Source organism: Thalassospira australica (genome assembly GCF_044790785.1).
Lineage (GTDB): Bacteria > Pseudomonadota > Alphaproteobacteria > Rhodospirillales > Thalassospiraceae > Thalassospira > Thalassospira australica_A.
This window is the reverse complement of the sequence record NZ_CP085258.1, coordinates 2,100,295-2,126,359: the sequence shown is the minus strand read 5'-3', so window position 1 is coordinate 2,126,359 and position 26,065 is coordinate 2,100,295. Positions and strand designations below refer to the sequence as shown.

30 protein-coding genes and 1 tRNA gene are annotated in these 26,065 nt (G+C 51.7%); 26 read left to right on the top strand and 5 right to left on the bottom strand.

The window, feature by feature from the left end:
• Positions 1-20: 20 nt before the first annotated feature.
• From LG297_RS10210 to LG297_RS10200, 3 genes are all read left to right on the top strand, one after another.
• Positions 21-731: an ABC transporter ATP-binding protein gene (locus tag LG297_RS10210; protein WP_404426946.1), complete on the top strand. Its 711-nt coding sequence runs from the start codon at positions 21-23 to the stop codon at positions 729-731.
• 10 nt (positions 732-741) lie between these two features.
• The gene (locus LG297_RS10205; RefSeq protein WP_404426795.1) at positions 742-1,095 is read left to right on the top strand and encodes a DUF6867 family protein; all 354 of its coding nucleotides are present in this window, start codon (positions 742-744) and stop codon (positions 1,093-1,095) included.
• A 209-nt stretch (positions 1,096-1,304) separates the two neighbouring features.
• Complete coding sequence (locus LG297_RS10200) at positions 1,305-2,411, top strand: branched-chain amino acid ABC transporter substrate-binding protein (protein ID WP_404426794.1); 1,107 nt, start codon at positions 1,305-1,307, stop codon at positions 2,409-2,411.
• 126 nt (positions 2,412-2,537) lie between these two features.
• Here the strand turns inward: LG297_RS10200 and LG297_RS10195 are convergent, their stop codons facing one another.
• On the bottom strand, positions 2,538-2,957 hold the full coding sequence (locus tag LG297_RS10195; protein WP_404426793.1) for a MucR family transcriptional regulator: 420 nt from the start codon (positions 2,955-2,957) through the stop codon (positions 2,538-2,540).
• A gap of 461 nt (positions 2,958-3,418) precedes the next feature.
• On the opposite strand from LG297_RS10195, the gene rpiB reads away from it, so the two are divergent.
• From rpiB to thiL, 9 genes are all read left to right on the top strand, one after another.
• On the top strand, positions 3,419-3,865 hold the full coding sequence (gene rpiB / locus LG297_RS10190; RefSeq protein WP_404426792.1) for a ribose 5-phosphate isomerase B: 447 nt from the start codon (positions 3,419-3,421) through the stop codon (positions 3,863-3,865).
• An 86-nt stretch (positions 3,866-3,951) separates the two neighbouring features.
• Positions 3,952-5,226: a serine hydroxymethyltransferase gene (gene glyA, locus LG297_RS10185; protein WP_404426791.1), complete on the top strand. Its 1,275-nt coding sequence runs from the start codon at positions 3,952-3,954 to the stop codon at positions 5,224-5,226.
• Positions 5,227-5,250: 24 nt separating this feature from the next.
• Positions 5,251-5,724, top strand: a complete 474-nt coding sequence (gene nrdR / locus LG297_RS10180) for a transcriptional regulator NrdR (protein WP_114121945.1) — start codon at positions 5,251-5,253, stop codon at positions 5,722-5,724.
• A complete protein-coding gene (ribD, locus tag LG297_RS10175; protein WP_404426790.1) occupies positions 5,724-6,845 on the top strand; it encodes a bifunctional diaminohydroxyphosphoribosylaminopyrimidine deaminase/5-amino-6-(5-phosphoribosylamino)uracil reductase RibD in 1,122 nt (373 codons plus the stop codon). Before nrdR ends, ribD begins: the two co-directional genes overlap by 1 nt.
• Positions 6,846-6,849: 4 nt before the next feature.
• Positions 6,850-7,437 (top strand): riboflavin synthase, encoded by a 588-nt coding sequence (locus LG297_RS10170; protein ID WP_404426789.1) that lies wholly within the window; start codon positions 6,850-6,852, stop codon positions 7,435-7,437.
• Positions 7,438-7,443: 6 nt separating this feature from the next.
• Positions 7,444-8,598 carry a 3,4-dihydroxy-2-butanone-4-phosphate synthase gene (gene ribB, locus LG297_RS10165; RefSeq protein WP_404426788.1) on the top strand — a complete coding sequence of 385 codons (1,155 nt, stop codon included), beginning with the start codon at positions 7,444-7,446 and terminating at the stop codon, positions 8,596-8,598.
• A gap of 3 nt (positions 8,599-8,601) precedes the next feature.
• Positions 8,602-9,066 (top strand): 6,7-dimethyl-8-ribityllumazine synthase, encoded by a 465-nt coding sequence (gene ribH, locus LG297_RS10160; RefSeq protein ID WP_062948783.1) that lies wholly within the window; start codon positions 8,602-8,604, stop codon positions 9,064-9,066.
• On the top strand, positions 9,066-9,563 hold the full coding sequence (gene nusB, locus LG297_RS10155; protein ID WP_404426787.1) for a transcription antitermination factor NusB: 498 nt from the start codon (positions 9,066-9,068) through the stop codon (positions 9,561-9,563). The genes ribH and nusB overlap by 1 nt, the downstream gene beginning before the upstream one ends.
• Entirely contained in the window at positions 9,505-10,536 is a 1,032-nt protein-coding gene (gene thiL, locus LG297_RS10150) for a thiamine-phosphate kinase (protein WP_404426786.1), read from the top strand. The genes nusB and thiL overlap by 59 nt, the downstream gene beginning before the upstream one ends.
• Positions 10,537-10,561: 25 nt before the next feature.
• Here thiL and LG297_RS10145 read toward each other — a convergent pair whose 3' ends face one another.
• Positions 10,562-11,011, bottom strand: a complete 450-nt coding sequence (locus tag LG297_RS10145; RefSeq protein WP_404426785.1) for an outer membrane protein assembly factor BamE — start codon at positions 11,009-11,011, stop codon at positions 10,562-10,564.
• A gap of 163 nt (positions 11,012-11,174) precedes the next feature.
• Here LG297_RS10145 and LG297_RS10140 point away from each other — a divergent pair, with 163 nt between their 5' ends.
• The 7 genes from LG297_RS10140 to LG297_RS10110 all read left to right on the top strand — a co-directional run bounded on the left by LG297_RS10140 (position 11,175) and on the right by LG297_RS10110 (position 15,747).
• Positions 11,175-11,726, top strand: a complete 552-nt coding sequence (locus tag LG297_RS10140; RefSeq protein WP_404426784.1) for a ubiquinol-cytochrome C chaperone family protein — start codon at positions 11,175-11,177, stop codon at positions 11,724-11,726.
• 13 nt (positions 11,727-11,739) lie between these two features.
• Positions 11,740-12,312: a YceD family protein gene (locus LG297_RS10135; RefSeq protein WP_404426783.1), complete on the top strand. Its 573-nt coding sequence runs from the start codon at positions 11,740-11,742 to the stop codon at positions 12,310-12,312.
• A 263-nt stretch (positions 12,313-12,575) separates the two neighbouring features.
• Positions 12,576-13,652, top strand: a complete 1,077-nt coding sequence (gene plsX, locus LG297_RS10130; protein WP_404426782.1) for a phosphate acyltransferase PlsX — start codon at positions 12,576-12,578, stop codon at positions 13,650-13,652.
• Positions 13,653-13,695: 43 nt separating this feature from the next.
• Positions 13,696-14,667: a beta-ketoacyl-ACP synthase III gene (locus tag LG297_RS10125; protein WP_404426781.1), complete on the top strand. Its 972-nt coding sequence runs from the start codon at positions 13,696-13,698 to the stop codon at positions 14,665-14,667.
• Between the two features lie 153 nt (positions 14,668-14,820).
• Positions 14,821-15,111: an integration host factor subunit alpha gene (locus LG297_RS10120; RefSeq protein WP_007089542.1), complete on the top strand. Its 291-nt coding sequence runs from the start codon at positions 14,821-14,823 to the stop codon at positions 15,109-15,111.
• Between the two features lie 11 nt (positions 15,112-15,122).
• Positions 15,123-15,602 carry a MerR family transcriptional regulator gene (locus tag LG297_RS10115; RefSeq protein WP_404426780.1) on the top strand — a complete coding sequence of 160 codons (480 nt, stop codon included), beginning with the start codon at positions 15,123-15,125 and terminating at the stop codon, positions 15,600-15,602.
• A 68-nt stretch (positions 15,603-15,670) separates the two neighbouring features.
• Positions 15,671-15,747 (top strand) — tRNA-Pro (locus tag LG297_RS10110).
• A 50-nt stretch (positions 15,748-15,797) separates the two neighbouring features.
• Here LG297_RS10110 and LG297_RS10105 read toward each other — a convergent pair.
• Positions 15,798-16,370, bottom strand: a complete 573-nt coding sequence (locus LG297_RS10105; protein WP_404426779.1) for a histidine phosphatase family protein — start codon at positions 16,368-16,370, stop codon at positions 15,798-15,800.
• A gap of 94 nt (positions 16,371-16,464) precedes the next feature.
• On the bottom strand, positions 16,465-16,704 hold the full coding sequence (locus LG297_RS10100; protein WP_404426778.1) for a hypothetical protein: 240 nt from the start codon (positions 16,702-16,704) through the stop codon (positions 16,465-16,467).
• A 120-nt stretch (positions 16,705-16,824) separates the two neighbouring features.
• On the opposite strand from LG297_RS10100, the gene cutA reads away from it, so the two are divergent.
• A complete protein-coding gene (gene cutA / locus LG297_RS10095; RefSeq protein WP_404426777.1) occupies positions 16,825-17,181 on the top strand; it encodes a divalent-cation tolerance protein CutA in 357 nt (118 codons plus the stop codon).
• A 59-nt stretch (positions 17,182-17,240) separates the two neighbouring features.
• A complete protein-coding gene (locus LG297_RS10090) occupies positions 17,241-17,804 on the top strand; it encodes a septation protein A (RefSeq protein WP_404426776.1) in 564 nt (187 codons plus the stop codon).
• A gap of 66 nt (positions 17,805-17,870) precedes the next feature.
• On the opposite strand, the gene LG297_RS10085 is transcribed toward LG297_RS10090, so the two are convergent.
• Positions 17,871-19,064, bottom strand: coding sequence for a bifunctional 2-C-methyl-D-erythritol 4-phosphate cytidylyltransferase/2-C-methyl-D-erythritol 2,4-cyclodiphosphate synthase (locus LG297_RS10085; RefSeq protein WP_404426775.1), 1,194 nt, complete (start codon positions 19,062-19,064; stop codon positions 17,871-17,873).
• A 116-nt stretch (positions 19,065-19,180) separates the two neighbouring features.
• Here LG297_RS10085 and LG297_RS10080 point away from each other — a divergent pair, with 116 nt between their 5' ends.
• The 5 genes from LG297_RS10080 to LG297_RS10060 all read left to right on the top strand — a co-directional run bounded on the left by LG297_RS10080 (position 19,181) and on the right by LG297_RS10060 (position 26,023).
• Positions 19,181-19,987 carry an inner membrane protein YpjD gene (locus LG297_RS10080; RefSeq protein ID WP_404426774.1) on the top strand — a complete coding sequence of 269 codons (807 nt, stop codon included), beginning with the start codon at positions 19,181-19,183 and terminating at the stop codon, positions 19,985-19,987.
• A 127-nt stretch (positions 19,988-20,114) separates the two neighbouring features.
• Positions 20,115-21,119 (top strand): tRNA dihydrouridine synthase DusB, encoded by a 1,005-nt coding sequence (dusB, locus tag LG297_RS10075; RefSeq protein WP_404426773.1) that lies wholly within the window; start codon positions 20,115-20,117, stop codon positions 21,117-21,119.
• 43 nt (positions 21,120-21,162) lie between these two features.
• Positions 21,163-22,308 (top strand): nitrogen regulation protein NR(II), encoded by a 1,146-nt coding sequence (locus LG297_RS10070; protein ID WP_404426772.1) that lies wholly within the window; start codon positions 21,163-21,165, stop codon positions 22,306-22,308.
• Positions 22,305-23,753, top strand: a complete 1,449-nt coding sequence (gene ntrC / locus LG297_RS10065) for a nitrogen regulation protein NR(I) (protein ID WP_404426771.1) — start codon at positions 22,305-22,307, stop codon at positions 23,751-23,753. The genes LG297_RS10070 and ntrC overlap by 4 nt, the downstream gene beginning before the upstream one ends.
• Positions 23,750-26,023 (top strand): ATP-binding protein, encoded by a 2,274-nt coding sequence (locus LG297_RS10060; RefSeq protein ID WP_404426770.1) that lies wholly within the window; start codon positions 23,750-23,752, stop codon positions 26,021-26,023. Before ntrC ends, LG297_RS10060 begins: the two co-directional genes overlap by 4 nt.
• The last annotated feature ends 42 nt before the right edge of the window (positions 26,024-26,065 follow it).

Sequence of the window (26,065 nt, the reverse complement as noted above, 5' to 3'; positions counted from 1 at the left end):
GGGAGCAGATCGATATGTCCATGCTGAAGATTGAAGGTGTTCACACCTTCTATGGCAATATCGAAGCCCTCAAGGGCATTGATATGGAAGTCAACGAAGGCGAGATCGTCACATTGATCGGTGCCAATGGTGCTGGCAAGACGACCTTGCTGATGACATGTTGCGGATCACCGCAGGCGTCAAAAGGGCGCATTATGTTTGAAGGTCAGGATATCAGTCGCATGCCAACGCATGAGATTTGCCGTCTTGGTATTCAGCAGTCGCCCGAAGGGCGTCGTATCTTTCCGCGAATGTCGGTTTTTGAAAACCTGCAGATGGGAGCAAGCACCCAGGATCCGAAGTACTTTGACGAAGATCTTGAAATGGTGTTCGAATTGTTCCCGCGCCTGAAGGAACGCATTAACCAGCGCGCAGGGACAATGTCCGGTGGCGAGCAACAGATGCTGGCGATTGGTCGTGCTCTTATGGGGCGTCCCCGTTTGCTGTTGCTTGATGAGCCTTCTCTCGGGATTGCTCCGCTTGTCGTGAAACAGATTTTCGAGACGATCAAGAAGATCAATCGCGAAAAGAAGGTAACGGTCTTTCTTGTCGAGCAGAACGCCTTCCACGCGCTGAAACTCGCCCATCGCGGTTATGTGATGGTTAACGGCAATATTACTCTCTCGGGTACTGGTGCAGAACTTCTGGCTAATCCGGAAGTTCGGGCGGCCTATCTCGAGGGTGGTCACTAGGAGGACGGATATGGAATCGATTACAGGTACCAGCGTTGGTGTCACAATCGGAATGACCGTTATCCTGATGGGGTTCTGTGCGTTCATGACGGGACAGGCGATCGCCAATACCTGGCGACCGTTCTATCAGCTCTATCCCTATGCGTTATTGCTGGGGGCAACTGACCGCTTCATGATCTTCGCTTTGTTCGAAGGCGAGTTGCTGTCGCTTACGGGATACATCTTCGATACGGTTATCCTGTTTGCAATCATGGCTGCGGCGTTTCGTATCACCCGGGTCAACAAGATGCTGTCACAGTATCCATGGCTTTATGAGCGTATGGGGCCGTTCGGTTTTCGCGCACGTGAAGGGGCGGACGTCTGAACTTTTTGGTGGTGACGGCTCGCCGTCACCACCGCATTGTTAAATTGCTGGCAATGCAGTGTTTAGTACTATTGCACACCAATTCTGGAGTGCTAAAGTACAGGGAGCCAAAACCGGTAATCGACAAAAAAACGAGCCGGTTTAGGGTCCGAAAAAGATGGTTCTGTCATGGTGATGGAACCAACCTTTGGAACAGGGAGACTTCTCTTATGTCGAAAACCAAGCTCGGCCTTCTGGCAACTGCTTCCGCGCTTGTCCTCTCGATGGGTGCAGCAAAAGCAGACATCGTTATCGCGACCGTTGGTCCGATGACCGGCCCGTATGCCGCCTTTGGCGAGCAGATGACCCAGGGTGCCCAGAAAGCGGTTGCAGACCTCAATGCTGCCGGTGGTGTTAACGGCGAACAAGTCGTTCTCGAAATCGGCGATGACGCTTGTGATCCGAAACAGGCTGTTGCTGTTGCAAACCAGCTCGTCAGCAAGGGCGTTGCTCTTGTTGCCGGTCACTTCTGCTCGGGTTCCTCGATCCCGGCTTCTGAAGTTTACTTCGAAGAAGGCATCGTTCAGATTTCTCCGGCGTCGACCAACCCGCAGTTGACCGAACGTGACATGGATAACGTTTTCCGTGTTTGCGGTCGTGATGACCAGCAGGGCGAAGTTGCGGGTAAATATCTTGCTGAAAACTATGGCGACAAGAAAATCGCCATCGTTCATGACAAACAGGCTTATTCCAAAGGTCTCGCTGATGAGACCAAGAAAAACCTGAACGCTGCTGGCGTTGAAGAAGTCATGTACGAAGCCATTACTCCGGGCGAGAAAGATTACTCGGCTCTGGTGACCAAGCTGAAATCCGAAGGCGTTGACGTCCTGTATTACGGCGGTTACCACACCGAACTCGGTCTGATCGTTCGTCAGATGCGCAGCCAGGGTCTTGAGACCGTTGCAATTTCGGGGGATGCTCTTAACTCGCTCGAATATTGGTCGATCACTGGCGATGCCGGAGCGGGCACGCTTTTCACCGCCGGTCCGGCGCTTGAAAAAGATCCGCGCAACGCCGAACTCGTAAAATACTTCGAAGGTCAGGGCTACAAGCCGGAAGGTTACACCCTTTACACCTATGGTGCAGTCCAGGCTTGGGCACAGGCTGTTGAAAAAGCCGGTACCACCGACTCTGAAGCTGTTATCGAAGCGCTGCACAGCGGTGATGCATTCGACACTGTTCTTGGTTCGATTTCCTTCGATGCCAAGGGCGATGTTGCTGCACCGGGTTACGTCTTCTATGAATGGAAAGACGGCGGCTACGACTACGCCAACTAATCAGACATTCTGATCAGCAGAAAGCCCGGCATGAATGCCGGGCTTTTTTGTTTCCACTGGATAAAAGAAAAGCGTCTTCAGAAATTGCCGAAGACGCTTTTTCTTTAAGATCAAAGGGGGCGGCGGTTACTTTGCCTTGCGACCCAAACCGATTTTCTTGGCAAACTGCGAACGCTGTTTGGCATAGTTCGGCGCAACCATCGGGTAATCTGACGGCAGGCCCCATTTCGCCCGGTATTCTTCCGGGGTTAAATTATAGGTCGTCCGAAGATGACGCTTGAGCATTTTGAGTTTCTTGCCGTCTTCAAGGCAAATGATGTAATCATCGCCAATCGACTTGCGGATCGGAACAGCCGGTTTCAGCGGTTCTTCTTCTACTACGGCTTCAACTTCACGCAGATCGTCAAGTGAATTGAAAATTGTCGAAATCAATTCCGGAATCTGTGCGGATGCAATTGCGTTGTTACTGACATAAGCAGAAACGATATCAACGGTCATCTGTAGCAGTTCGTCGCGGTCCAGAACGCTGTTTTCAGCATCAGTCATATTAAAATATTTCCTTCGCCATTACGAATAGACAATGCTTTTTGCATTATTTTACAGATATAGTCAAACAAGACTGTTATTCAATATATCAATTCTATTTATATGTTCAAATCAAGATAATATGCTACAGAAAATTCGATCAATCAATTCTGTAACCAGAAGGTGTTTTTTCAGGTTCAATTGATATTTAGGTCTGATACTAAGTTCTGTCAGATTGGAGCGGGAGCCCGTGAGCGGTATATATCAAAGTATATGGTCTATTATTTGAGTTTATTTTATCAACTTCTAACGTAATGAGCGCGAATATCATTCTTTAAGTATAAGAATATGGCACGATGAACACTTTAAAGTTGTCCCGGTAAAACTTTAAGATCATCGACTGCTGTGCGTTGGCAGTTCCGATGCTATGTGCTAAAAGGCGCTCCAAATTACTGTTTGGCGTATTTATCAAGGGCTCGCACATGACCGCCAAGATCATAGCCGTCGCTGCCGATCACGGTGGTGTCGAACTCAAATCCAAAATCATCAAATCGCTTGCCGAGAATGGCTGGGAAGTAATGGATCTTGGTGCCGATGGATCAGAATCCGTCGATTATCCGGATTATGCGCAAGCCGTTGCCAAATCGATTATCAATGGCAAGGCCGAGCGCGGCATTCTTGTCTGCGGGTCAGGTATCGGCATGAGTATTGCCGCCAACCGTTTCAGTGAAATTCGTGCCGCTTTGGTGCATGATCGCCTGTCGGCGGAACTTTGCCGTCAGCATAACAATGCCAATGTTTTGTGTCTTGGCGCACGCCTGCTTGGCGATGCGACGGCACTTGATTGCGTCGATGCGTTCGTAACGACTGAATTTGAAGGCGGCCGCCACGAACGGCGCGTCGAAAAACTGTCATCACTTCCTGATTGATTTCTTTCGCCACCTGGCAATAACCCGGTACGGGTTTCGAACTTTGCAGCGTTCGGTCCCGCCACATTGTATCGAGAGGCCCCATAATGTCGTTTAAAGGCTTTTTCTCTACCAGCTTGTCAGAAGCTGATCCGGCACTGTTCAAATCGGTGACCGATGAACTGGATCGTCAGCAGAACCAGATCGAAATGATTGCCTCTGAGAACATTGTTTCCAAGGCTGTTATCGAGGCACAGGGAACAGTTCTGACCAACAAGTACGCAGAAGGGTACCCGTCGCGCCGTTATTATGGTGGCTGCGAGTTTGTTGACGTCGCCGAAGAACTGGCGATTAATCGTGCAAAAGAACTGTTTGGATGTGAATTTGTCAACGTGCAACCGCATTCCGGCGCACAGGCAAATGGTGCTGTTATGCTCGCCCTTTGCAAACCGGGTGATACCATCCTTGGTATGTCGCTGGATGCGGGTGGGCACCTGACCCATGGCGCACGTCCGGCGCTTTCGGGGAAATGGTTCAATGCCATTCAGTATGGTGTGCGCGAAGATGATCTGACCCTTGACTACGATCAGGTCGAGGCATTGGCTATCGAACACAAACCGGCCCTGATTATTGCTGGCGGCTCGGCCATTCCGCGCCAGATCGATTTCAAGCGTTTCCGTGCAATTGCCGACAAGGTTGGTGCGTTGCTTATGGTTGATATGGCGCATTTTGCCGGTCTGGTTGCCGGTGGCGTCCACCCAAGCCCGCTTCCTTATGCAGATGTTGTCACCACCACCACGCATAAAACCCTTCGCGGTCCGCGCGGCGGCATGATCCTGTCGAACAATGTTGAAATCGGCAAAAAGATCAATTCGGCGGTTTTCCCGGGCCTGCAGGGCGGCCCGTTGATGCATGTCATCGCGGCCAAGGCAGTTGCTTTTGGCGAAGCATTGCGTCCGGAATTCAAGGAATATGCGCAGCAGGTTGTCGACAATGCCAAGGCCTTGGCCGAAGTTCTGGTAAAGCGCGGTTTCGATATCGTAACTGGCGGCACCGATACGCACCTGATGCTGGTCGACCTGCGTCCCAAGGGGCTTAAAGGCAACAACGCGGAAGTCGCACTTGAGCGTGCAGGGATCACCTGCAACAAGAATGGCATCCCCTTTGATACCGAAAAACCGACCATTACCTCCGGCGTTCGGTTGGGCACGCCAGCAGGCACTACGCGTGGTTTCGGAGTTGAGGAATTCAGACAGATCGGTGAATTGATCGGTGACGTGCTTGATGCGCTTGTCGACAATCCTGATGGCAATACCCAGGTTGAAAACGCTGTTCGCACCAAGGTCGAGGACCTGTGCAAACGCTTCCCGATCTACGCCTGATCGCTTTAGGAGCGAGTAGAAACAATGCGTTGCCCGTTCTGTGGCCATACCGACACCCAGGTCAAGGACTCCCGTCCGACCGAGGAACATCACGCCATTCGCCGGCGCCGGTTTTGCCCGGCCTGCGGATCGCGTTTCACGACGTTTGAACGTGTTCAGCTCCGTGAATTGATGGTGGTGAAAAAGGACGGGCAACGCGAATTGTTTGATCGTGACAAGCTGGCGCGATCAATCTTTCTGGCTTGCCGCAAACGTCCGATTGAGGATGAACGCGTAGAGAAGGCGCTAAACGGTATTCAGCGTCGCCTCGAAAGCAGTGGCGAAAGCGACATTTCAACCGACACAATCGGTGAAATGGTGATGGGGGCGTTGATCGCACTCGATCAGGTTGCTTATGTCCGTTATGCTTCGGTGTATAAAAACTTCCGTGAAGCCCGCGACTTCGAACAGTTCGTGGAAAACATGCATGATGGGGAAGAAGAGGCGGACGCAGAGTAATGACAACCCCCGCGTTTTCAGATGATGACCGGCATTTCATGCGGGTCGCTCTAAGCCTGTCAAAACGCGGTCTGGGAAATGTCTGGCCCAACCCGTCTGTTGGGTGCGTCCTGATTTCGCCCCAGGGAACGATTGTGGGGCGTGGTTTCACCAAACCGGGTGGACGCCCCCACGCGGAACGTGTTGCACTGGATGAGGCTGGCGATAAAGCGCGCAATGCAACAGCTTATGTCACCCTCGAACCCTGTAGTCATTTCGGCGTATCGCCACCTTGTGCCGTGGGCCTGATCGAAGCCGGTGTTAAACGCGTTGTCAGTGCCCTTGAAGACCCGGATGATCGTGTCTCGGGACGCGGCCATGATATGTTGCGTGATGCAGGCATTATTGTCGATGTTGGGCTTTATAGCGACGAAGCAAGTCGCATCAATTCCGGTTTTCTGTCGCGCATTTTATTCGGGCGTCCGATGGTAACGCTGAAACTTGCATCGACCATGGATGGCCGATCAGCGACACAATCCGGAGAAAGCAAATGGATCACCGGCAGACTTGCACGCGAGCACGGTCATCTCCTGCGTGCCAATCATGACGCGATCCTTGTCGGTGCGAGTACCGTCTTGGCGGATAACCCAACCCTGACATGCCGTATCGCCGGTCGATTTGAACAATCACCTGTTCGTATCATTCTGGATCGCAAAGGTGAGGTGCCCCTGTCCGCGAATATGGTAACAAGTGCCAATAATGTTCCCACCTGGGTGGTGACAACAGACGCACTGTTGCGCGAAGTTTCTGAAAAATTTGCAGAAACCGGTGTGAAAGTAGTTTCTGCCAGATGCGAGAATGATCATTTCGACCTAAATGACGTGATGAAATGTTTGGGCAAACAGGGGGTGACCCGGGTGCTGGTCGAAAGTGGCGGTATTCTTGCCGCCAGTCTGGTACGGGATAATCTGGTTGATCACATTGTCCATTTCAGCGCACCGTCCATTATAGGGGCGGATGGAAAGGCAATGATTGCGGATCTTGGTTTTGATCGCCTGTCAGTTATATCGCGGTTCCGGCGTGTTTCTGTTCGCGAGGTGGGCGAGGATATCGTGACAACCTACGAGAAAATAACGGATTAATTGAATGTTCACAGGCATCATCACAGATATCGGTACCGTTCGCAAAATTGAAAAGCGCGGCGATACACGGTTTGAATTCACGACAGGCTTCGATACTTCCAAAATAGTTCTGGGTGCGTCGATTTCCTGCAATGGCGCCTGCATGACCGTGATTGAAACTGGGGCAGACTGGTTTGCCATCGAAGCATCTGCCGAAAGTCTGAGTAAAACGACGATGGGCGATCTTGATGTTGGGTCACAGGTCAATCTGGAACAGGCAACCCGGGTTGGTGACGAGTTGGGCGGCCACATTGTTTCAGGTCATGTCGACGGTGTTGCAATTCTCACGAAGCGCCTTTCGGAAGGGGATTCCCTGCGTCTGACATTCGAAGTACCCGGGGATTTTGCGAAATATATTGCGTCAAAGGGCTCGGTCACGCTCGAAGGTGTTTCTTTGACGGTTAATGAGGTTGACGGAAACACTTTTGGTATCAATCTGATACCCCATACCCAGACGCATACGACGCTGGGATCGAAGCATCCGGGCGATCGGATCAATTTCGAGATAGATATGCTGGCGCGTTATGTCGCGCGCATGCTGGGGAAGGATTGAAAAGTCATGCCACATCGTCACCTTTCGCCGATTGAAGACGTTATAGAAGAAGCCCGTAACGGCCGGATGTTCATCCTTGTCGACGACGAGGATCGAGAGAACGAGGGCGATCTGGTTATTCCTGCGCAGATGGCGACCCCTGATGCCGTGAACTTCATGGCAACCCATGGGCGCGGACTTATTTGTCTGACGCTGGAATCCGAACGTTGCGATCATCTTGGCCTGCCTTTGATGAGTGCGCGAAACGGTACACGGCATGAAACGGCATTTACGGTTTCGATAGAGGCCGCAACCGGCGTCACGACCGGGATTTCAGCCCCGGACAGAGCCAGAACGATTTCTGTGGCGATTGATACAAAATCAACTGCGGATGATATCGTGACCCCCGGACACATCTTTCCGCTTCGTGCGCGTCCGGGTGGTGTTCTGGTCCGTGCCGGGCATACCGAGGCATCGGTTGATATTTCCCGGCTGGCAGGGCTTAACCCGTCCGGTGTGATCTGCGAGATCATGAGCGAAAGCGGTGAAATGGCGCGTTTGCCGGAACTTGTCGAATTTGCCAAAAAGCATAATTTGAAAATCGCGCAGATTGCTGATTTGATCCGCTATCGTCGGAAGCACGAAAAAGTCGTTCAGCGCAAGGCGACGACCAGAATCAATTCGCTGCATGGTGGCGAGTTTGAGCTTAATCTTTATGTCAACAATATTACCTATGCGGAACATATCGCGCTTGTGAAAGGTGATATTTCCGACGGCGCACCGGTTCTTACACGTGTACATGCCCTAAATGTTCTTGAAGATGTACTTGGCGACCGTCAGGGAAGCCACGGTGGCGAATTGCAGGCCGCCATGAGGCAGATTGGCAAAGAGGGGCGCGGCGTGATTGTTTTAATTCGCGAACCGCGACCCAATACGCTTTCGTCCTCGATTGCGAAACTGATCGAACGGCATGGCGGCGATGGCGAGGCACTTCGTCAGGAAATCGCAAAAACCGCTGGCGACTCTGATTTACGCGATTATGGTGTGGGGGCACAAATTTTGCTGGATTTGGGCATTCGCGACATGATTTTGCTGTCAAACACCAAAAGACACATCGTAGGACTTGACGGGTTCGGTCTAAATCTGGTTGATCAGCGTCCGCTTGTCGTCTCGGAGGAATAAAACATGAGTAACGGTCCGCACATCCTGATCGTTGATGCGCCATACTACACCCATATCGTCGAAGATCTGGTCAAAGGGGCTGCATCGACTCTGGAGGCTGGTGGTGCGACCTGGGACCGGCTTTCTGTTTCCGGTGCCTTCGAAGTTCCGATAGCAATCCGCTATGCCGTACAGTCAATGGCTGACCTTGCAACGGGCCCGCGTTATGATGGTTATCTTGCTCTTGGATGTGTTATCCGCGGTGAAACCACGCATTACGATCACATCTGCGAAGAAGCCAACCGTGCTTTGATGCAGCTTTGCCTTGATTACCGTCTGGCGATCGGCAACGGCATCCTGACTGTTGAAAATGAAGCCCAGGCACTTGCACGTGCGAAGGCCGATCAGAAGAACAAGGGGGGCGAGGCTGCCCGTGCTGTTCTGCGTATGATCGAAGTTCAAAACCATTTTGGAATACATCACAAGTAATGACCGATAAACCCAAGGCATCAGCCGCCCAACGACGCAGTGCCGCGCGTTTTGCCGCCATTCAGGCGCTTTATCAGGCCGAACTTTCACAGCTTTCGGCGGGTGACGTCGTGCGCGAATACTCTGACTTCCGCCTCGATGGCGACGGTATCCGCGATCTTGACGAGCCGAATGACAACCTGATTGATCCGGATCGCGGCTTTTTTGCCGATCTGGTTCAGGGGGTTACCGCGCGTACGGCCGATCTTGACGGGTTGATCGACTCCGCCTTGGAAAAAGGCTGGACATCCAAGCGTTTGGAAACCGTTCTTCGCAGTATTTTGCGGGCAGGGACCTATGAGCTGATGATGCGCGAGGATGTTCCTATGCGTGTTGTGATCACCGAATATGTCGATGCGGCCCATTCGTTCTTTGACGAAACCGAGCCGAAGCTTGTGAATGCTGTTCTTGATCGGATCGGCAAAACGCTTCGCGCAGGTGAAGCCGGGCAGAAATAATATGGCAACGCGATCGGGAGAATTCGATCTGATCGCCCGTCATTTTGCGCCTATCGCGCAAAAGTCAAAAGCCGCATTGTCCCTTTTGGACGATGCGGCTCTTTTATCTCCGCCCGAGGGCCACGAGATCGTTATCACGGTCGATGCCTTGGTATCCAACGTTCATTTCAGAAGTCAGGATGATCCGGGCGATATTGCGCGTAAAGTTATGCGTGTCAATCTCTCGGACCTTGCCGCCATGGGTGCTCACCCTTTGGGGGTTTTGTTGACGTCTGGTTATAACCGTGATTTGTCCGAAGACTGGATTGCCACTTTTGCAGATGGTTTGGGCCAGGATTGTGAAGCCTTTGATGCTCCGCTTCTGGGGGGAGACACCGTCGGCACTCCGGGCCCTACATTCTTCAGTCTAACGGCAATCGGTGCGGTGCCTGCAGGCCGAGCCATGCGCCGTGATGCGGCAAAGCCCGGTGATGTGATCGCCGTTACCGGCACTTTAGGCGATGGTGCTCTTGGTTTAAAAGTCTTACAGGACAGTTTGGGCGGTTTGACCGAGGAGGATAGTGCTTATCTTTCTTCGCGATACTGGTTGCCACAACCGCGTTTGAAAACCGGCATAAAGTGCGCAGTCGGCACAGGGCGCTACGCGGCCATGGATATTTCCGACGGATTGGCTGGGGATTGCCGAAAAATTTGTTCAGCATCCGGTGTTGGCATGATCTTTGATCAGGAACGAATTCCGTTGTCACAGGCAGCTATGAATGCGGTACAGGGTGATCCTGCATTGTGGGCATCAGTCCTTGGCGGCGGCGACGACTACGAACTTCTGATTTGTGCCGATCACGCCGATATCAAGGCATTGGGTGACGACGTAACAATCATAGGTGAAGTTACCGATCAAGTCGAACAGGTCGATTTGATCGGCGCAGATAAAAAAATAGCCGAACTCGCAAAGGGCGGGTTCGACCATTTCTGATACTGAGCTGTAGAAATATTAAGGACTATTGCGTTTCGCTGAAGCGGCCAAGGTTGCCAAACAGCTGTTGAAGGATGGTGATTTCCTTGCCAGCGGTTGGCGTAATACGGTCAGTCGGAATAACGGGCTTGCCGTCTTCAAGGTCATATTCGCTAAGGATATCAACCCGGTTTGCTGCATCAAAACTGATCAGAACGACCTTCTGTTCGACGATTTTGGGTTTGAGGAAGGCAATTGTTTCTGTCCGGCGCGAAATATAAAGCCAGACATTTTCATCAAATGCGGCAACGCTTGAAGGCGATCCCAAGAGGTCGGTAACATCGCCCTTTGTCGATTCCCCGACAACGATTTGTTCGAGCGCTTCCGGTTCGGGAGCATTGCCACGTGTAGCAATGCGTGGGCTGCAGGCAGAGACGACTGCCAGTGCCAGTCCGGCCAGCATCAGAAGGGAAATGCGTGTTGTTCTTTTATGCATGGAACTCACCAGAGCGATCCGCTAGTTGAAATCAGTAAGGAATTGCCTTGAGTTTCAGCGCTGGGCGCATGATATTGCCGGGCAATGGTGGGGCGGTATCGCCCCGGGAAATTTACGGCATTCTGCGTGCCATGGCTGGAATGTCAACGAAGGAGTGTAGCTGTTGTTCGGCTGGTTGAAGAAAAAGGACCACAAACAAAGTGCTGCCTTTGCGCTTTATGCCAAGATGGTCGGGCAGGCGCGAGAACCCGCGTTCTACGCACGGCTTGGTGTTGCCGATACAATGGAAGGCCGTTTTGACCTGATTCTGGTGCATGCCTTTATTCTGTTTCGCCGTCTGAAAAAAGATAATGACAGTCGCGATCTCGCCCAGAAGATATTTGATGTGATGTTTTCTGATCTTGATCAAAACATGCGCGAGATGGGTATTGGTGATGTAGGTATCCTGAAACGGATACGTAAGATGTCGGAATCATACCACGGTCGCATTGTCGCCTATGAAGAAGGTGTTCAGTCGGGCGCAATAGAACTGGCAGCAGCACTCAACCGCAATCTTTATGCCGATACAGAGGTTAGTGACGCGCAATTGATGGCCATGGTTGGCTATATCAATGATGCGCTTGCAAGCCTTGATCGTCAGCAAACCCACGAATTACACAGCGGTGTTGTCGATTTTCCGGAAGTTCCAGAAATCGCCGTTGTTAAAACCGAATAGAAAGAGGCCCTCAATGGCGCATAAAATTACGCCCGAATTTTCCCGTATCGTCAATATCGAGGAACAGGTCGGGAAAAAAAATAAGATTGAAATAGCAGCCACCGAAAAAGAGTGCGCTGCACTTGCAAAACGGTTCGAGCTGATTGCAATCAACAATTTGCAGGCAAACCTGACCATTACGACGGCGGGCAATGGCGAGGTTACGCTGCGTGGCCCGATGCATGCCGATATCGTTCAGCGCTGCGTTGCAACTTTGGAGCCGGTTCCGGAGATCGTCGATGATGAGGTTGAAGTTCTGTTTTCACCCCATGTGTCCGAAGATGACTTACCGTCCGATCCTGATGAGCTTGATGATCTGTCCGAAGAGGAACTGATGGCACTTCTTGATCAACCCGAACCACTGGTCGATGGAAAAATCGACGTTGGTGAAGTCGTTTCGCAGTTTCTTGCAGTCGCCATGAACCCTTATCCGCGTAAAGATGGAGCCGAACTGCCAGAGGTGATTACGGCAGGGGATGAAGAAGAGCGGCCAAATCCGTTCGCAAAACTGGCGGGCCTCAAGGAACAACTTGAGAAGAAAAACTAGATAACCATTCTGGTTGCATGTTTCGTCATGTAAGATGTCGCAGAAATGCCGGTCTTTAGCGGCATTTCACGCTTTTGACCGAAAATACAGACCGAAAGCCGGACGAGAGTGGCTTTTGGATTGCATATCGGCTTTACCTTGTATCTGGCTGAGAATTCCGGTAATTACGGGCGTTCCGGCATGCCGAAGACAAGTTTCGCCGATTGGCAAGCCTGCTGGTAAATTCCGGTTCAGATGTTTTAGAACAACCATAAGAGAATACATTGCCTGAACAGGTCTGCATATCACTTGACGCGATGGGAGGAGACCACGCGCCCGAGATGGTCGTGGCGGGTGCGGAAATTGCCCTGAAACGGTTGCCTCATCTTAAATTTTTGATGTTTGGGGATGAAGCGCGGATTAAACCGCTGCTCGCCAAATATCCGGGGCTTGAAGCTGTCAGTGAAGTTCGTCATGCCTCGCAGGAGGTGACGATGGATGACAAGCCGTCCGTCGCCTTGCGGCAGCGGCGCGATTCCAGCATGCGTCTTGCTATCAATGCCGTGAAAGAAGGCGATGCTCAAGGGGTCGTATCCGCCGGGAATACTGGCGCACTGATGGCGATGGCAAAATTTGTTCTCAAGACGGTTCGCGGCATCGACCGTCCGGCAATCGCGACCTATATGCCAACCCAGCGAGGCGAGACAGTCATGCTGGATCTGGGGGCCAATATTGAATGTGATGAAAACAACCTCGTGCAGTTTGCACTGATGGGGGAAGTTTTCGCACGTATACTTTTTGGCATTGAAAAGCCGTCTGTTGGTTTGCTCAATGTCGGAATTGAGGAACTAAAAGGAAACGAGTCTGTCAAAAAGGCGGCCGCAATTTTGCGGGAAATTGATCTTCCAATCCGTTTCGAAGGGTTTGTTGAAGGCGATGACCTTGCCAAAGGGACGGTCGATGTGATTGTCACAGACGGTTTTACCGGTAATGTCGCGCTGAAAACCGCAGAAGGTACCGCACGCCTGCTGGTGCATTTTCTGCGCGAGACTTTCAAAAGCTCATTCTGGGCAAAGGTTGGCTATTTGCTTGCTCGTCGTTCATTGCAACGATTCCGCGAACGGATGGACCCGCGCCGATATAATGGGGCGATGCTGCTTGGCCTGAATGGGATTGCTGTCAAAAGTCACGGTGGTACGGATGCACTGGGCTTTTCCAATGCGATCGGCGTTTGCCATGACCTGATTGCCAACCGGCTGAACGACACCATCAAAAGTGAACTTGCGGCATTTGAAGAAGCTATTTCGAAGGCTCCGATTGATGAAGAAGCCATCGCCATCGCAGCTGGCCAGGCCGACTGATACTGTCCCAACCATTCCCACTAAAACTGGCGGTTCTTAAATCATGACTGTTCGTTCTCGCATTATTGGTTGCGGTTCCTATCTTCCTTCGACTGTCGTAACCAATGATGAGCTGTCAAAGCGCGTCGATACGTCTGATGAATGGATCGTGGCAAGAACCGGTATTCGCCAGCGTCACATCGCTGCCGAAGGTGAAACCACGAGCGATCTGGCTTTTGCTGCCGCGACGCGTGCGATGGAACATGCAGGCGTAACCGCAGCAGATATCGACATGATTATTGTTGCAACGGCGACACCCGATAATACATTTCCCGCGACGGCAACCAAGGTTCAGCACCGTCTTGGCGTTGTCGGATTTGCCTTTGATGTGCAGGCCGTTTGCTCCGGGTTCGTTTATGCCCTGACTACTGCGGATATGTATATCCGCAACGGTCAGGCCAAGACAGTCCTCGTGATCGGAGCCGAAACATTTTCGCGCATTCTCGATTGGGAAGACCGCCGTACATGCGTTCTGTTCGGGGACGGAGCGGGTGCCGTTATTGTTCAGGCCGTTGAAGGCAAAGGCACGGTCGAGGATCAGGGGATTCTCGCAAGTCGGCTGCATTCGGATGGCAGCAAATATGAACTTCTTTATGTTGATGGTGGCCCGTCATCAACACAGACGGTCGGGCATCTTCAGATGGAAGGAAAGGAAGTCTTCCGTCATGCGGTGACAAACCTTGCCGGTGTTATCCGCGAGGTTCTTGCTGAGACCGGACTGGAAGCCTCTGACATCGACTGGTTGGTGCCGCATCAGGCCAATCGCCGTATTCTGGACAGTACAGCCAGAAAATTCGGTATTTCCGAGGACAAGGTCGTCATTACAGTTGATCGTCACGCAAATACGTCCGCAGCGTCGATTCCTTTGGCGCTGGCCGAAGCCGTTCATGATGGCCGGATCAAGCGCGGTGATATTGTCATTCTGGAGGCGATGGGCGGCGGGTTCACATGGGGGGCTGCGCTGCTTCGCTGGTAACTGAAATTTCTGTGCAATATCAGACAAAAACAAAGCATTTGCTTAAAAAACACAACATTCTGCCTTAAAGCGATGTATCCTGTTGATATTGACTGATTTCGCCACCAGATATAGCCTTGTGTATAAAGTCCCGTTTTAAGGAGGCGGCCTGTTATGTCGGAAGCTACGATTACCCGCGCGGATCTCGCCGAAGCCGTTTATCAGGAAGTCGGTTTGTCGCGTAACGAGTCCGCCCAGTTGCTGGAAACGGTACTCGACGAAATTTCTTCTGCTTTGATCAAGGACGAAGTCGTCAAGATTTCTTCGTTTGGCAGTTTTTCTGTCCGTCAGAAGGGACAGCGTATTGGTCGCAATCCCAAGACGGGTGAAGAAGTGCCGATCTTGCCGCGCAAGGTTCTTGTGTTCCGGCCGTCGCAAGTGCTGAAAGCACGCATTAACGCTTAAGAACTGAACTCATGAAAAATAACTTGGGGGCTGTGGCGGATAACCGCCGCACAGCAAAGTCTGACTCTGCGTTTCGTACTATTAGCGAAGCAGCAAAAGAACTGGGCCTGCAACAGCATGTCCTGCGTTTTTGGGAATCCAAGTTTCCTCAAATCAAACCGATGAAACGTGCAGGCGGACGTCGTTATTATCGTCCCGAAGATCTGGTGCTGCTGGCTGATATTCGTTCGCTGCTCCATGATCAGGGATACACGATCAAGGGCGTACAAAAGCTGCTTGATCAGCACAAAGGCAAATTGCCATCCGAGGTTGCAGTTGCGTCACTTGCCGAAACGACAGATTTATCATCGGCTGAAATGCCGAATACTGCCGCGGCAAAAAATATCGGGGGCATCGCAGACAAAACTGTGTTGACAAACCTTTTGGATGAATTGGAAGAACTGCAAGGCATCCTCAGGTCGGCCCTTCAGCAGGCTGAAAAAAATCCGTAAAAACCATTTGCGTCTTTGGGCTTGCGCGGCTATTTATCGAGCCGCGCCAAACAGCGCATTTTTACGGTCGGAGCGTGGCGCAGCCTGGTAGCGCACCTGCATGGGGTGCAGGGGGTCGGAGGTTCGAATCCTCTCGCTCCGACCAATTTATTCTCCCTCAAAATTCGGTTTGAACTCAGTTGTTCTAGTGTGTGTCTACGGCATCAGTCGGGCAAGCACTTTCACGACATCATTGTCATCAAGGCGGATCAGGATTATTTCACCTGATCTCGGATAAACACCGGTTAATGCGGTAATGTTCACCTGATGGGTGATCAACAGGACATTGCTGTCTTCGGGAAGGGCGCCAAGTCGGTCAATAATTTGATCTGTCTGTATTTTCTTGGTGCTGCTATCACGGAAAAACGAATTCAATGCGGGTTCCCCGGTCACGGGGCCAAGTCCGAGTAAATTGGCAGTTTCCAAACAGCGACACCATTGACTGCTGAGAATGAAATCCAATGAAATGCCCATCTCACGCATACGTTCGCCTGTTGCACGCGCTTGATTCCGACCGGTATCGTCAAGATTTCTTTGTGTTTCGCAGTCACCAATGACGAAGTTTGCCGGATCGCCGGTGCCTGGCGCAATGGCATGGCGCATCATCGCGTGCACACCGGGCTGACTCCATATTTCCCAGGGATTTGCATCAGATGCCTTGGCGCTGTGAGGCGCCAAAATGTAGATAAGGGCGACGAATACGGTCGTATTTCTGATAAATGAACACATGATCCAGTACCGCTATTGGCAAAGGGTTCTAAACCTTGATACCCTTGGATATGCTGATCAGATCAGTTTGAACGGTTCAGGCTAAGGTTATACCTCATGTCTTCCTGTCGGCAGCAGAGGTAACAACCCGACGACCTTCGTCTGTCAGTTTGCAGATCAGCCAGTCCGGCTTTATCGGGTTGTCAAACCACGGTGCTGCCCACCCGTGATCAATACAGCTTTTAACTGTTTTCTCACTGATTTGCTTGCCATTGGTATCAAAGAGCGGAAGCTTGCCCCCTGGCTGGCTTAGGCCGCGGCGTAACCAATCGAGTTGCACTTGTGTCGGTTTCACCTGCTTTTCCCCGTCTTAACGCCCCGGATTATTTGAATAGGTTCCTGTGTGGCACTATCTGATGATCAAGCTATATATTGCAGTCAAGTGTGACGGATAATCAACCGGGGAGCAATCACGATGACGTCGAAGCCCTTTGATCGCAGTGACATGGTATTTCTATACGTGACAGTACCGGACATGGAAATCGCGCGTTTGATCGGTGGTGGAGCTGTGCGTGAGAGACTGGCTGCTTGTGCAAACATCTTTCCGCAGATGACGGCGATCTATGAATGGGACGGTGATATCGAAGAGGAAAACGAGTTAATCGTTATTCTGAAAACGACATCGGATACGGCGCCCCAGCTTGCCGGTTGGATCACCGAGCATCATCCATACGACGTTCCCTGCATTCTTGAAATCCCACTGGGAAGGGGTAATGGTCCCTATGTCGACTGGCTGTGTTCTCAGGTTGGCGGTACAACGGCCGCGAATTGATTGCATCGGCGGTGCTTGGCCCCTAGGATGGCCGAAATTTACATTTCACGAAGTGACCAATGAACCAGCTTACAAAACTTGCCCTTGAAATGGGCCCTCTGATCCTGTTCTTCGCGGTGAATGCGACAACCAATCTGATGACGGCAACAGCTGTTTTCGTGACGGCAACGGTTGTCTCGCTGGCGGTCTCTTACGTGATCGCCCGAACCATTCCGGTAATGCCGTTGATCGGAGGCGTTTTCGTCATCGTGTTTGGCGGGTTAACGCTGTACCTTGACAATGATTTGTTCATCAAAATCAAGCCGACGATCGTCAATATGCTGTTTGCCTCTATCCTGTTTGGCGGTCTGATGGCGGGGAAGCTGTTTCTGAAACTGGTTCTGGAAAGTGCTTTCAAAGCGACGGATGAGGGATGGCGTATTCTGACCTGGCGTTGGAGCATCTTTTTTATTGTTCTTGCCGTGGTCAATGAAATCGTCTGGCGTAATTTTTCGACCGATACCTGGGTTGCCTTCAAGGTGTGGGGCATAATGCCATTGACGATGTTATTTGGTATGGCGCAGGTTCCGATCCTGATGAAGCACCAGTTGCCGGAAGAAGAGGGCGGTTCTTCAGCCGCTTGATCCATCAAGCAAAGTGGGCGGGATAAAAACCCTGCCCATTTTTGCCGCTCCAAGCTCGGAAACTTGCTATTTTACAGGCAAGGCAATACTGACTGCGGCTTGTGCGGCAATGCCTTCTTCGCGTCCGGTAAAGCCAAGGCGCTCTGTCGTTGTTGCTTTAACATTGACCCGATCAACCTCGATGCCAAGGATTTCAGCAACCTTTTCGCGCATGGATCTGGTATGAGGTCCGATCTTGGGGTGTTCACAAATCAGGGTGATGTCAGCATTGACGATCCGACCGCCGCATTCATGGATGAGATCAACTGCATGATGCACAAACTGATCTGATGCCGCATCTTTCCACTTCATATCTGATGGCGGAAAGTGCTGTCCGATATCCCCGGCACCAATCGCGCCTAGCAATGCATCCGTCAGGGTGTGCAGGCCTACATCAGCATCGGAATGCCCGTCAAGGCGTGCCGAATGGGGGATTTTTACGCCGCACAGAATGCAATGATCACCCGGGGCAAAACGGTGAACGTCAAAACCCGTGCCTGTCCGGAATTCTTCACGGATCATGTTTGTGTCTTCCTCTAACGCCGGATCAGTTTTAAGCCAGTCACGAGCACGTCCCATATCGTCGGGCCGCGTAATCTTGTCGTTTTCTGCCGCGCCCTCTACACAGACCACGTCATGGCCAAGCTGTTCGAGAAGGGCAGCATCATCGGTAAATTCTCTTCCTTCAAACAGCCGATGCGCATCAAGGATTGTTTTGAATCTAAAGCCCTGCGGCGTCTGGGCGCGATGAAGCTGTTCACGTGGAATGGTCTGTTCGATTTTTCCGCCGCTTCCGGTTTGCTTGATAGTATCCAGAACGGGCAGGGTCGGGATGGCTCCCTGATGCTCCGACAGAGCGGCAATGACACGTGTAATAACATCGCCAGAAACGCCTGGTCGTGCGGCATCATGAATAAGGATATAGTCCGGGTTTTTACTTTCCAGCGCACGCAATCCGTTCAGAACGGATTGTTGCCTTGTTGACCCTCCGGGTATTGGGGGGCGTAACGATAATCCTTTGACAGCGCTATCGTACCATTCCTGATGATCGGGATTGTAAACTATCCTGATCAGTTCGGTGGGCGCATGTCGGGCAAAGCTCTCGACGCAGTGACGCAACAATGTCTTTCCGCCAAGCAGATGATATTGTTTTGGTGTCGTGTCGCCAAATCTGCTACCGCTTCCTGCAGCAACGATGACAACTGCGATTTTTTTGGTCATAAACGTGATGCCGTGACTTGTCTGAATTGCGCCGCAGGCTATCTTTCTGCGATGACTTTGCCAAGTCGCCATTTACCCGTTCTTGTGATGTAAACGCCTTCAGGCCGGATCCGAACATGCTAGCTGCCACCCTACATATTTTATGTTTGCTGCCGTTGACCGCGCAAATCATGCGGCGCGATCCTCAACGTGACATATGGCTGTTCGCGTCAATCTGTATTGCGGCGGCCGGAACGGTAGTTGTTTTGGGTTTAACCGGCGAAGAGGTGCAATCGCGCGGATTTACAGCAGCCCTGCATTGGTCCGAGCTGTCCGTAATTCTGATTTTTGGTGGGCTTGTCATTTGCAAGGGCCCCAAACAGATTTGGCGGCTCGCCGGTTATATCGGGGCATATCTTTTGCTGTTTGGCGGGGTTGCCGCGGCATTCAATGTCTTTGAACCAGTTTCCGGACCATCGGTGTCAGAACCGGTTCTTTATTCCGGCTGGCTTTGGGTACATATCGGCACATCCCTTGTGACTTATGCACTTGTGACATTGGCAGCCATTGCCGCCATGGCTTATGTCGTGCAGGAACACGCACTTAAAAACCGGCGTCCAACCCGCTGGAGCCGTCGTTTACCGCCATTGCGCGACAGTGAATATATGCTGGTCGGGTTTCTGAAATGGTCGGCATGGGTATTGGTCATCGGGATTTTTACCGGTTTTGCCTTGCGGCAAGTCGAAGATCAGTCGCTGTTTTATATCGATCACAAAATGCTTCTGACATTGCTGGGTTTTGCCGTGATTTGTATCCTGATATTCATTCATGAGAAATCGACTTTGCGGGGCCGTATGGCTGTACGTTTTGTCCTCGGCGCATGGCTTTTGCTGACACTGGCATTTCCGGGAGTGCGGTTCGTTTCGGGATATCTGGTCGGCTGATTAGCAGTCTATCCTGCCTTCTGTTTGTCTTGCCAGACGGCTTATATTTGACAATTCGCTTAGAGTTGTTGCAACACCGCGCCAGTTTCATTAATCTGCCCAAGTTTTAGGCAATCGGATTTCCTTCATGTCTTTGCAGATTGGTTCTGTAAATGTGCCAGAGAATGTAATTTTGGCACCAATGTCAGGTGTGACTGACCTTCCTTTTCGTCAACAGGTACGCCAGTTTGGCGGACATCTTGTTGTGTCCGAAATGATTGCGTCTGATGCGATGACACGTATCCAGCGTCATCAGAAGGAAGTCCGCAAGATGCACGGCGATTGTGCAGCCGAAAGCCCGCTTTCCGTTCAGCTTGCAGGGACCGAGCCCGATGAAATGGCGCTTGCCGCAAAGATGAATGAAGATCGTGGTGCCATGATCATCGATATCAATATGGGCTGCCCCGCTAAGAAAGTAACAAAGGGGTATGCCGGTTCTGCCCTGATGCGTGATGAGAAACTTGCCGCCGATATTATCGAGGCAACCGTCAACGCTGTTTCGGTACCTGTGACGCTCAAGATGCGTCTGGGGTGGGATGATGACAATCTTAACGCGCCAAGATTGGCAAAAATTGCCGAGGAACTCGGCATCGCAATGTTGACCATTCACGGGCGCACGCGTTGTCAGTTTTACAAGGGCGATGCGGATTGGGATGCGATTGCGCTGGTTAAACAGGCAGTAGCTGTTCCGGTGATTGGCAATGGTGACGTTCATTGCGAGGAAGACGCGGCAGAACTTCTAAAGCGTTCCGGTGCTGACGGGGTTATGGTCGGACGCGGTGCACAGGGGCGTCCATGGTTTCTGGCGCAAGTGTCGCATTATCTGAAAACCGGGCAAAAACTGGCGGCCCCATCTCTTGATGTGCAGCTTGAAACCATTCTGCGTCACTATGATGCGATGATCGATCATCATGGGCTGCAAGGTGTACGGATCGCTAGAAAGCATCTGGCCTGGTACTGCAACAGTTTACGCAATGCGACAGAATTTCGGCGCGTTATCAATGAACTAAGCGATCCTTTCGAAGTCAAGGATCAGATCAGGTCGTTCTATGAGCCTTTAATCGAAGCCGTAGATAAACAGGCTGCCGCCTGAGAAAAACAATAATCAGATCGACAAATTATCGGGGAAATTTTGAATGAGACTTGGATTTGGCAAAGGGAACGGGGTAGATCCGACTGGCGTGCTTAACGCAATTGCCAGCGCGGTCGTCGTTTCTGACAGGGATGGCAAGATCCGCTTTGTCAATCAGGCGGCGGAACAGCTGTTCAATACCAGCGCTTCCGTCTTGTGCCGTAGTAACCTCAAGGACTTCATTCCCGGCGACAGCCCGGTTTTCTCGCTTATCAGTCAAGCCATCGACGAGGCTACACTGGTTGCCGATCACAACCTGCTGATTGAAAGCCCCAAGATTGGTAAGCATACCGTCAATCTGACTGTCGGCTCGATGCCCGATGAACCTGATTGTGCTGTCTTGACGTTTGAGCGGCGTTCGATCGCCCAAAAGATTGATAATCAGCTGCTAAGCCGGAACTCGGCACGTTCGGTGAGTGCTATGGCGGCGATCCTTGCGCACGAGATCAAAAACCCTCTATCGGGTATTCGCGGTGCGGCCCAATTGCTTGAGCAAACATCGAACGAAGACGACCGCGTGCTGACCCACCTGATCTGTGATGAGGCGGACCGGATTGTTGATCTCGTTGATCGGATGGAAATCTTTTCCGATAAACCGATGGAACGCGGTGCGGTCAACATTCATACCGTACTTGAACATGTTCGAAGGCTCGCCGAAAACGGCTTTGGCAAGCATCTGGCATTCGAAGAAATCTACGACCCATCATTGCCACCGGTTTTCGGCAACCGGGATCAATTGATACAGGTCTTTCTGAATCTTCTTAAAAATGCTGGCGAGGCCGTCGACCATGACGGTGGCCATATTGTTATCTCGACGCGGTATCAGCATGGCATTCGTTTGGCCGTTGCCGGTGGGGACGCGCGGGTGCATTTGCCTTTGGTCGTATCGGTACGCGACAATGGACCAGGTATTTCGCCTGATATGCGTGAAAGCCTGTTTGATCCGTTTGTGACCACCAAACCAACCGGTTCCGGACTGGGGTTGGCGTTGGTAGCGAAGATTATCAATGACCATGGTGGTGTAATTGAAGTGAAAGACGCACCGGGGGGCGGTGCCGAATTTCAGATCATGCTGCCGATCTATAACCGCACGCTGGCCGAAGATGTCAGTGCGGGCAATATAATGAAGAACAAGGAAGAAACCGTATGAGCCCGAGCCCGGCCAGAATTCTTGTTGCTGATGATGACCGCGCGATCCGTACCGTACTGACGCAGGCTCTGTCGCGTCAGGGTCACGAGGTGCGCAGTACCGGTCACGGAAGAACCTTGTGGGACTGGATCGCCGATGGGGATGGCGATCTGGTGATCACGGATGTCATGATGCCCGATGAAAATGGGCTTGATATGGTGCCGCGTATCCGCAAACTTCGTCCGGACCTGCGTGTGATTGTCATGAGTGCGCAAAATACTCTGCTGACTGCGGTTAAGGCCGCCCAGCGGGGTGCTTTTGAATATCTACCAAAACCGTTTGATCTGAATGAATTGATCAGCATTGTTGATCGTGCACTTGAAGCGCCACAGGCAACTGATAATGCCAAGTCGCCAGATGATGAAGGAGATGATCGCCTGCCGCTGATCGGTCGTTCGTCCGCGATGCAGGAAATCTATCGTGCCCTTGCCCGACTAATGAATACCGATCTGACGGTCATGGTCACGGGTGAAAGCGGTACCGGCAAGGAACTGGTTGCTCGTGCGCTTCATGAATATGGTGGCCGTCGTCATGGGCCGTTTGTTGCCATAAATATGGCGGCAATTCCGCGAGAACTGATCGAAAGCGAGCTTTTTGGCCATGAGAAGGGGGCTTTCACCGGGGCCAATGAACGCAAGGTCGGCCGGTTTGAGCAAGCCGAGGGCGGCACGCTGTTTCTGGACGAAATCGGTGACATGCCACTTGAAGCGCAAACTAGGTTGCTTCGCGTCCTTCAGGAAGGAGAATATACCCGCGTGGGTGGGCGTACGCCGATCCGTGTGAACGTGCGTATTGTCGCAGCAACCCACCGTGATCTGCGCAAGCTGATCCGAGAAGGAACATTCCGCGAAGATTTGTTTTATCGTTTGAATGTTGTACCGATCCGTCTACCGTCCCTGCGTGAACGGCTCGAAGATATTCCCGAACTGGTCAATCATTTTCTGATGCAGGCCAGCGAAGAGGGGCTTCCGCGCAAAACGTTGTCATCGGAAGCCATGGCACGTTTGAAAGCACATAGGTGGCCTGGCAACATCCGCGAACTGGAAAACATGGTGCGCCGTTTAACGGCCCTTTATTCCCATGACGTGATCGGCGTTGATGTTATCGAAACCGAGTTTTCCGAAAACAATATTAGCGAAGCCGCCCCGATTGGGGAGTCGCAATCGCTTGCGGAATCGATAGAACGTCACGTTCGTGAATACTATGATGCCCATGACGAGGATTTGCCAGCGAGCGGACTTTATGACCGCATTTTGCGTGAAATGGAGCGTCCGCTTCTGACCGTCACGCTGGAAGCGACGCGTGGGAATCAGGTCAAGGCTGCCGAAGTGTTAGGCCTTAACCGTAACACCTTGCGCAAAAAAATCCGTGACCTCGGACTGGAAGTCGTCAGGGGCGCAAAATGACCGAAGCCGGACGACCTACCACCAGTCGTCTGATGCAGTCTTGGTTTATCAGATTTCTGGTTCGGCTTAGCCAATCGCGCAAATTCGCGATTGGCTTGGTCGTGGCTGGCCTTATATCGGTGATCGCCACTTATCTGGCGATGACGGGAACAGCTCCTTTGCGCCCCGATCCACGTCTGATCATCCTGCTACTGAACATTGACCTTATTCTTGTTCTGGCTCTTGCAACACTGGTTGCGCGCAAGCTTGTGGAAATCTGGGTTGAACGCAAGCGTGGCACTGCGGGTGCCAAACTGCATACCAGAATGGTCTTGCTGTTCTCGCTTGTCGCAGTAACGCCGGCAATTATTGTTGCAATCTTTTCAGCCTTGTTCCTGCATTTCGGTATCCAGGGCTGGTTTAGCGACCGTATCAGAACGGCGGTTGAAGAAAGCATGGTCATTGCCGAGGCTTATCTTAAGGAGCATCAGGAACTGATCCGCGCCGATGTGCTCGCGACCGCGAATGACCTGCAGCGTCTTGGCGTTAACTTTGCCACCGACCGGGAACGGATCAACAGGATTTTGACCGCACAGGCTGATGCGCGCGGTTTGCCGGAGGCAGTTATTATTGACGGAAGCGGTGCTGTGCTCGCGCAGTCCGATTACAGTTTTTCCTACGATCCGGTTTTGTCGCCAATTCCACCGGAAGTCTATGATCGTGCACGAAACAACGATGTCGTGTTGCTTCTTGGCAATACCGACAATCGAATTCGGGCAATGGCGCATCTCGATAGTTTTATTGACGGTTATCTTCTGGTTGGCCGGTTTGTCGACCCCAATGTCCTGGAGCGTATAGACAAGGCCCGGAAGGCTGTAACAGCCTATGAAAATCTGGAAGGCGAACGATCGGGAATTGTTATCACTTTTGTGATGATATTCGTACTGATTGCCGTTGTTCTGCTTCTCGCTGCGGTCACGTTGGGGCTTATGGTAGCAACACGACTGGTCGAGCCAATCTCCCAATTGATTCTTGGTGCCGAAAAAGTACGTGACGGTGATCTGACCTTCCGTGTTCCCCTCGCCGGGCAGGAAGACGAGCTTGAAGCGTTAAGCCGTGCTTTTAACCGTATGACATCGCAGCTCGATACTCAGCGTACCGAACTGGTTGCAGCCAATCGGCTGAATGATGAACGTCGACGTTTTACCGAAGCTATTTTGGGCGGTGTTACGGCCGGCGTGATCGGGCTGGATGCCGAGTGTCGTATTAATCTTCCAAACCGAAGCGCATCTGACCTGATGGGGATTGATCTTGACGGATGTATCGGACGGTCGATCTGTGAGGTTATCCCGGAATTTTCGGAACTGTTCGAGGATTTGAGCAAGGAGGGAGATCGAAGCAAATCTCGGCAGATCGAAATCCGGCGGGATGGCTTGAATCTCATGCTTTTGGCTCGTGTGACGGTTGAACGTGCGGAAGACCGATCGATTTTTGGGTATGTCGTGACTTTTGACGATGTCACGGAGCTTCAAACTGCTCAGCGTATGGCCGCATGGGCAGATGTCGCGCGCCGCATTGCACATGAAATCAAGAATCCGCTGACACCGATACAGCTTTCTGCGGAACGTCTTAAGCGTCGATACCTTAAGGAAATTCAAAGCGATACCGAAGTCTTTAAAACCTGTACGGATACGATCATTCGTCAGGTCGGGGATATCGGTCGCATGGTGGACGAGTTTTCAAGCTTTGCCCGAATGCCTACCCCCAAGATGAAATCTGAAAAGATTGTTGATCTTGTAAAAAATGCGGTATTTCTACAGAAACAGGCCTACACCAAGATCACTTATGATTTCGACGCCAAAACGGGCCGCGACATCGAAGTTTCGTGCGACGCGCGTCAGGTTAATCAATGCCTGACCAATACACTTAAAAACGCCGCAGAAGCAATTGAGGGTCGCGAAGGAGATGCAGCTAACCTTCCGGCGGGTCATATTGAAATTTCTGTAACACGTTCTGTTGAAAATCAACGCGTCTACATCACAGTTTCGGATAATGGTAAAGGGTTGCCGGTTGAAAATCGCGAAAGATTGACGGAACCTTATGTGACCACACGATCAAAAGGGACTGGTCTGGGCCTTGCAATCGTCAAGAAAATCATGGAAGACCACGGCGGAGAGCTTATACTCGCCGACGGTGTCGAAAGCGGAGCAACGGTTACGCTCGCATTTCCGTCCTCTCGCAAGCACATAACTGCAGAAGAAACTGCAGACAGCAATTCCCTGAACAACTGATCCTGTTGTTTCATCAGCAATATTTAGATACGGGCATATTGG

What these genes read in the sequence shown, in the direction of transcription:
- LG297_RS10125 (WP_404426781.1), top strand. Translation starts at nt 13,696, where the DNA reads ATGACTGTTCGTTCTCGCATTATTGGTTGCGGTTCCTATCTTCCTTCG.
- LG297_RS10205 (WP_404426795.1), top strand. Translation starts at nt 742, where the DNA reads ATGGAATCGATTACAGGTACCAGCGTTGGTGTCACAATCGGAATGACC.
- LG297_RS10085 (WP_404426775.1), bottom strand. Translation starts at nt 19,064, where the DNA reads ATGACCAAAAAAATCGCAGTTGTCATCGTTGCTGCAGGAAGCGGTAGC.
- LG297_RS10115 (WP_404426780.1), top strand. Translation starts at nt 15,123, where the DNA reads ATGAAAAATAACTTGGGGGCTGTGGCGGATAACCGCCGCACAGCAAAG.
- LG297_RS10200 (WP_404426794.1), top strand. Translation starts at nt 1,305, where the DNA reads ATGTCGAAAACCAAGCTCGGCCTTCTGGCAACTGCTTCCGCGCTTGTC.
- ribH (WP_062948783.1), top strand. Translation starts at nt 8,602, where the DNA reads ATGAGTAACGGTCCGCACATCCTGATCGTTGATGCGCCATACTACACC.
- glyA (WP_404426791.1), top strand. Translation starts at nt 3,952, where the DNA reads ATGTCGTTTAAAGGCTTTTTCTCTACCAGCTTGTCAGAAGCTGATCCG.
- LG297_RS10135 (WP_404426783.1), top strand. Translation starts at nt 11,740, where the DNA reads ATGGCGCATAAAATTACGCCCGAATTTTCCCGTATCGTCAATATCGAG.
- nrdR (WP_114121945.1), top strand. Translation starts at nt 5,251, where the DNA reads ATGCGTTGCCCGTTCTGTGGCCATACCGACACCCAGGTCAAGGACTCC.
- LG297_RS10210 (WP_404426946.1), top strand. Translation starts at nt 21, where the DNA reads ATGCTGAAGATTGAAGGTGTTCACACCTTCTATGGCAATATCGAAGCC.
- rpiB (WP_404426792.1), top strand. Translation starts at nt 3,419, where the DNA reads ATGACCGCCAAGATCATAGCCGTCGCTGCCGATCACGGTGGTGTCGAA.
- dusB (WP_404426773.1), top strand. Translation starts at nt 20,115, where the DNA reads ATGTCTTTGCAGATTGGTTCTGTAAATGTGCCAGAGAATGTAATTTTG.
- nusB (WP_404426787.1), top strand. Translation starts at nt 9,066, where the DNA reads ATGACCGATAAACCCAAGGCATCAGCCGCCCAACGACGCAGTGCCGCG.
- ribB (WP_404426788.1), top strand. Translation starts at nt 7,444, where the DNA reads ATGCCACATCGTCACCTTTCGCCGATTGAAGACGTTATAGAAGAAGCC.
- LG297_RS10170 (WP_404426789.1), top strand. Translation starts at nt 6,850, where the DNA reads ATGTTCACAGGCATCATCACAGATATCGGTACCGTTCGCAAAATTGAA.
- thiL (WP_404426786.1), top strand. Translation starts at nt 9,505, where the DNA reads ATGCTGTTCTTGATCGGATCGGCAAAACGCTTCGCGCAGGTGAAGCCG.
- LG297_RS10120 (WP_007089542.1), top strand. Translation starts at nt 14,821, where the DNA reads ATGTCGGAAGCTACGATTACCCGCGCGGATCTCGCCGAAGCCGTTTAT.
- LG297_RS10080 (WP_404426774.1), top strand. Translation starts at nt 19,181, where the DNA reads ATGCTAGCTGCCACCCTACATATTTTATGTTTGCTGCCGTTGACCGCG.
- LG297_RS10145 (WP_404426785.1), bottom strand. Translation starts at nt 11,011, where the DNA reads ATGCATAAAAGAACAACACGCATTTCCCTTCTGATGCTGGCCGGACTG.
- cutA (WP_404426777.1), top strand. Translation starts at nt 16,825, where the DNA reads ATGACGTCGAAGCCCTTTGATCGCAGTGACATGGTATTTCTATACGTG.
- LG297_RS10060 (WP_404426770.1), top strand. Translation starts at nt 23,750, where the DNA reads ATGACCGAAGCCGGACGACCTACCACCAGTCGTCTGATGCAGTCTTGG.
- LG297_RS10195 (WP_404426793.1), bottom strand. Translation starts at nt 2,957, where the DNA reads ATGACTGATGCTGAAAACAGCGTTCTGGACCGCGACGAACTGCTACAG.
- LG297_RS10070 (WP_404426772.1), top strand. Translation starts at nt 21,163, where the DNA reads ATGAGACTTGGATTTGGCAAAGGGAACGGGGTAGATCCGACTGGCGTG.
- ribD (WP_404426790.1), top strand. Translation starts at nt 5,724, where the DNA reads ATGACAACCCCCGCGTTTTCAGATGATGACCGGCATTTCATGCGGGTC.
- LG297_RS10105 (WP_404426779.1), bottom strand. Translation starts at nt 16,370, where the DNA reads ATGTGTTCATTTATCAGAAATACGACCGTATTCGTCGCCCTTATCTAC.
- ntrC (WP_404426771.1), top strand. Translation starts at nt 22,305, where the DNA reads ATGAGCCCGAGCCCGGCCAGAATTCTTGTTGCTGATGATGACCGCGCG.
- LG297_RS10090 (WP_404426776.1), top strand. Translation starts at nt 17,241, where the DNA reads ATGAACCAGCTTACAAAACTTGCCCTTGAAATGGGCCCTCTGATCCTG.